Here is a 4899-nt window from a genome sequence, read left to right as displayed (position 1 = left end):
AACAAATCGTGTTCGAAAAAGAGAGTTGTAGGTATCATCAGGAATTGCTAAATACAAAATTCTATTAGGTTCTGATTCTTTTAGAATAGTACGATAATTAATAAATTGACCCAGTGCAGTATGAAATTCTGAAACTGCTGCCGTTTGGATAAAACTTTTAATTTCAACTGCTATTTTTTGGTTCTTTTTTTCAGCAGCTAACACCTTTTCAGCCCCCAAATCTATATACATTTTACCCAATTCATAGTAAATTAGATAGGGATCATGAGTAATTTGCCACTCCTCCCTTTCCAGTGCATGAATAACAGCATCATGAAAAACATCTCTAGCGGGCATATTAGTCTTACAATATAAACAGACTTATCCTTATGCTACTATTGTACCATAAAATTAAAGATTATACTTATCTTATTTATTAATTGTAATAGAATAGAGTTTATGAAAATAAAATTTAATTTGAATAAAATTATCTGTACTTTTTGTCTACTAAATTTAGTAATTGCTCAACAAATATATTCTAAAAGAACTAATCAATTTCAAGCAAGTGCTAAACCCGGATTTCTCACAAATTAATTTGAAAGCCCAATCCAGAGATGAAAAATGATAATTTTTAGGACTAATAGAAATTTTGAATATAGATGAATAAAAAAATTGACTTTGATTATCCAAAAATTGAGTTTAAGAGGGAATAATTATATTAACTTTTGATTTTCTCCACGATAAATAAGACTAAATGAAAGTATCAGTCAGTCAACAACTTATGATAGATATCTTTTTTAAAAAACAACTTATTCTACTTATCCCGTATTAGGAATAGTTTTAATTCTTTTGTTAGCAATAGACAAAATATCTTGATAAGGACAAGCACTAGCTATAGCGATAATAATTCTTCTACAACTAATCTTTATTCTGGCTCCCAACTTAAGAAGATTTAGACGTATTCTTCCCACAGTTGCTTTAGCCAATGAAGTTTTTTTTAAATAGTGTTGACGAAAAGCATTTATGAGAACATAAGCCCAGGAATGTATCCATAATCTTAGTTGATTACTTTGAAATGTTTGAGTTGAAGTTCTATCAGCTAACAAGTCTAATTGTTGTTCTTTAATCCGATTTTCCATCTCGCCTCTCGGACAGTATTTTTTTGTATAAAGTTTTGAGGGTGGAATTTTTGAAGCGGGCAAAGATGTCACCACATGGCACATTTTTAAGCCATCACTTCCATAACAAACTTTTGTCACTACTCTTCTTTGACAACTCCATGACTTTTCTGTTTTATAACGAATAGAGCGATACCAAGTAGAAATTGGTACTAATTTTTTAACTTCTTCTAAATCTTCTTTTTTCTGAAATAAACTATCCATTAATTCAGTTATTGGAGCTAGTTTTTTTTCATATTCATGTTTGGCTTTTTCAATTACATCATCCGCTCGTAACTTAAGAACGCCATTTGTTCCCATAGCTATAACATAATCAACTAAAGGCTGATTTTCACAAAAATAGAAGATTTCTTCACGGGCATAGGCACTATCACCCCTAACTAGGATATGAGTCTCTGACCATTTTTCTCTAATTAGTCCGATAATTCTTTGTAATTCGTCTAAGGCTCCATCGGCTGGATCTACATTAGATGAACGAAGTTTAGCAACTAATAAATGATGCCCACAGAAAATATATAAAGGAGCATAACATACTCCGTGATAATAACTATTAAAAAATGCCCCTTCTTGATTACCATGTACTTGGTCATCCGTGACATCCATATCTAATATAATACTTAAGGGAGGTTTTTTATAAGACTCTAAAAAAAATTCGACAAAAGATTTTTCAATGGCTTCAAAGTTGGGTTCTATTTTATGATAACGACTCGTTTTTTGGTCGAGAATAGTCTCAGGACAATATTCCAATCTATTAATTGTACTTTTTCCAGCTAACCATCCCTTTTTATCTTCAAGTTCATTAAGCTTTTCTAAAGCGATTTTTATCTTCAAGTTCATTAAGCTTTTCTAAAGCGATCTTAAGGGCAGGATCGTGACGTAATTTATCATGGTCATTGACATCTTCATAGCCTAAAATAATTCCATAAAGCCTTTGTGCTAATAACTCATGAACGGAATGATCTACATAAGATTGATGACGATGATCTTGAAAACAGTTACCAAACTTCTCCGTAATTCCCAGTTTTTTATCCAACTCAGCTATCCAGACAATACCCGCATCTGAAGTGATTAGTCCCCCATCAAAATTAGCGATTATTTCTTTTCCTTTCTGTTTACTAAAGTTGATTACTTGACTAGGGGTTCGGGGATGACTGGGACTCATTAAATCAGTTTAAGGTAAATTGCTTTAATAATTAAATTATAGCATATTTTATTCTAACAATCTAGTACTATTAGAGATTTTATTAATAATTTTTTTGGAAAAATGAGTGATTGATTTATCTTTTCATCTTTGTCTAATTCGGGTTGATTTTAACTTAAAATCTGACAACAGACTGTTGGTTGGGGAAATCTGCGATCGCTCTGTTCAAACCCACTTCCTGTAAGGCTTCTGTGTTTGGCGATCGCAGATTTTGTGAGAAATTCGGGTAAAGTTTTTACTGCTCAAAGTCAAGGAACAAATATTGCTTTTGAGGTTTGCTTCAATTCCGATACTTTTGCTCGTCCAAGTAGAGAAGAATACACAACTTTTGTTGAATCAAATCAGTATTGGTTGTATAGGGTTGGAAATAATATTTTAAATTTATTTAATTCTCCTGTCTGGACAGCGGATATGCTTCATTTTAATACTTATTATGGTGCTAGTGGAGGACAAGATATGGAATTAGTTTCAGGGATTATTTATGCAAGAGTCAATGATGAAAATGTTGCATTAGACATTGGGAAATGCTGGAAAAAATTCTCTGAAACTGACCAGACAAATAATGAAGTTAGATTATTTAGTTATCAATTAAAAAAGATTTATTGGAACAATAATAAATATACGTTCATAGTTGAACCTGTCGGTCAAGGATTACAAATTCTACATTATCGCAAACCAAGACAAACTGTGAACTCAACTGAACCGTTTCCAATTGAAATTGTAGATACAAAGGGTAATAATTTAGGAAAATGTGATACTTTTTCTTATTGTGAGTTTAAACGTTAAAAAATGCAATCGCCTATCTTATAAGTTGGGTTGAGAGACAAAACCCAATATAACCTATTCTTGTCTTTCTTTCGTCAACACGAATGAGATGAAAAGTTTACCAAGGAACTTTGGCCGTCACCTGCATCAACCAAGGATGACCCCACCAAAACAAAGCCACAAAGCCCAACACACCCACATAAGCAGGGCGTAAAAGTTCCTGCAATTCCAAGGTTTGACGACCCTCTAAGATAGCTAAAAAGGGAATAATGGAGGTTCGCTCCTTAACCTTAAGAAAAGCGTCTCCATAGCGTTTTTGGAGGCGATGATCCCCATGCCATACAGCAAAGATATGATGAGCAATTAAACCCAAAGAAGTAACCAAAGTAAATGTCGTTCCCAACCACAACGTATGAGCAATACACCAAATCACTTGTCCTACCATTTGGGGGTGACGACATATTCTTAAAATACCCGTTTCGTAGAGATGGACTTGAGGTTTAGCGATCGCAGCGATTTCCAAAAGATTAAAAGTAGCTGGATAAAGGAACAAAAAAGAGACCAGAGATAGCCCCCAAACTACACCCTTAACCCCAGGAATACCTTGTACTTGCCATAACATCAACCCATCGTAGCGATGATTAAAAAAGTAAATAATTAGAATAGTGGCAAAAGGAATACTCACCAAAGCAAATAAAACTCGATATAATCTGGCCCCAATTTTTGACTCTCCCCAAGATCGTAAAGCTGCCAGTCCACTGTGAGCAACAGCAAATCCCAACAATAATGCTAATATAATCCCGTGACTTGGAGTTAACCAGGTGGGTAGTCCCATCAACATGAATATTTCCTTGTATTAAACTACATAGGCCAACAAATAACCCATAGAATCACTTGATCTATGGGTTCCTTATCATTATGATAGTAATCTATTTTGGTTAGACTGTCATAATATCCGTTTCTTTCGATTTTAATAAATCATCAATTTTGTTAGTAAACTTATCGGTTACCTTTTGGATATCATCTTGTAGATCACGAGATTCATCTTTAGAAATATCGCTATTTTTTTCTTGTTTACGAACATCATCAATGGCATCACGACGAATGTTTCTGATAGCCACTTTACCCTCTTCTGCCATTTTACTAGCTAATTTTACTAAATCTTTCCGTCTTTCCTCTGTCAAAGAAGGAATATTGAGACGAATCACTTGACCATCATTATTGGGAGTCAGTCCCACATCCGACATCTGGATCGCCTTTTCAATTTGCCCCATACTTCCCTTATCATAGGGCTGAATCATGATCATTGAAAATTATGGGGTGCTAATATTAGCCAACTGGTTTAAAGGAGTTTCCGTGCCATAATAGTCCACTGTCACCCGATCCAGGATAGCCGGGTTTGCCCGTCCTGTACGAATAGTATTAAACGATCGCTGAGTCGCCTCAACGGATTTTTGCATATTGTCTTTAAGATCATCTAACATCACAGAAACCTCCTACAATGGTTCCAACTTTTTCACCTTTAATTGCTCGAACAATATTCCCCTGGACCGAGAGATCGAAGACAACTATTGGTATATGGTTTTCTTTGCAAAGGGCAATGGCTGTCCCATCCATCACCCGTAAATCATGGGTTAAAACATGGCTATAGGTTAAGCTTTCGTAGCGACGGGCATTAGGATTATCCTTGGGATCGCAGTCATAGACTCCATCCACCTTTGTCGCTTTAAAAACCACCTCTGCCTCAATTTCTGCTGCTCTCAGGGCTGCTGTGGT

At 34.9% G+C, this 4899-nt stretch carries 4 protein-coding genes and 2 pseudogenes; 1 reads left to right on the top strand and 5 read right to left on the bottom strand.

Features of this window, described 5'->3' with window-relative positions; translation table 11 throughout:
* Both CWATDRAFT_RS29705 and CWATDRAFT_RS35090 read right to left on the bottom strand, forming a co-directional pair.
* A partial coding sequence (locus CWATDRAFT_RS29705; protein WP_007308429.1) for a XisH family protein occupies nucleotides 1-336 on the bottom strand: 336 nt, incomplete at its 3' end.
* A 461-nt stretch (nucleotides 337-797) separates the two neighbouring features.
* Nucleotides 798-2319, bottom strand: a pseudogene (locus tag CWATDRAFT_RS35090) (IS1380 family transposase).
* Between the two features lie 234 nt (nucleotides 2320-2553).
* Here CWATDRAFT_RS35090 and CWATDRAFT_RS29690 point away from each other — a divergent pair.
* On the top strand, nucleotides 2554-3144 hold the full coding sequence (locus CWATDRAFT_RS29690) for a hypothetical protein (RefSeq protein ID WP_007308430.1): 591 nt from the start codon (nucleotides 2554-2556) through the stop codon (nucleotides 3142-3144).
* 97 nt (nucleotides 3145-3241) lie between these two features.
* Here CWATDRAFT_RS29690 and CWATDRAFT_RS29685 read toward each other — a convergent pair whose 3' ends face one another.
* The 3 genes and pseudogenes from CWATDRAFT_RS29685 to CWATDRAFT_RS29675 form a co-directional block, all read right to left on the bottom strand.
* Nucleotides 3242-3958: an NnrU family protein gene (locus CWATDRAFT_RS29685; protein WP_190273816.1), complete on the bottom strand. Its 717-nt coding sequence runs from the start codon at nucleotides 3956-3958 to the stop codon at nucleotides 3242-3244.
* Between the two features lie 103 nt (nucleotides 3959-4061).
* Nucleotides 4062-4607: pseudogene (gene frr / locus CWATDRAFT_RS29680) on the bottom strand (ribosome recycling factor).
* Nucleotides 4597-4899: amino acid kinase family protein (locus CWATDRAFT_RS29675; RefSeq protein ID WP_007308423.1), on the bottom strand; the 303-nt coding region annotated here is incomplete at its 5' end. The pseudogene frr and the gene CWATDRAFT_RS29675, both read right to left, overlap by 11 nt.

Origin of the sequence: Crocosphaera watsonii WH 8501 (assembly GCF_000167195.1) — a bacterium.
Lineage (GTDB): Bacteria > Cyanobacteriota > Cyanobacteriia > Cyanobacteriales > Microcystaceae > Crocosphaera > Crocosphaera watsonii.
The sequence above is the reverse complement of the archived record's forward strand: the minus strand, read 5'-3'. Positions and strand labels throughout refer to the sequence as shown.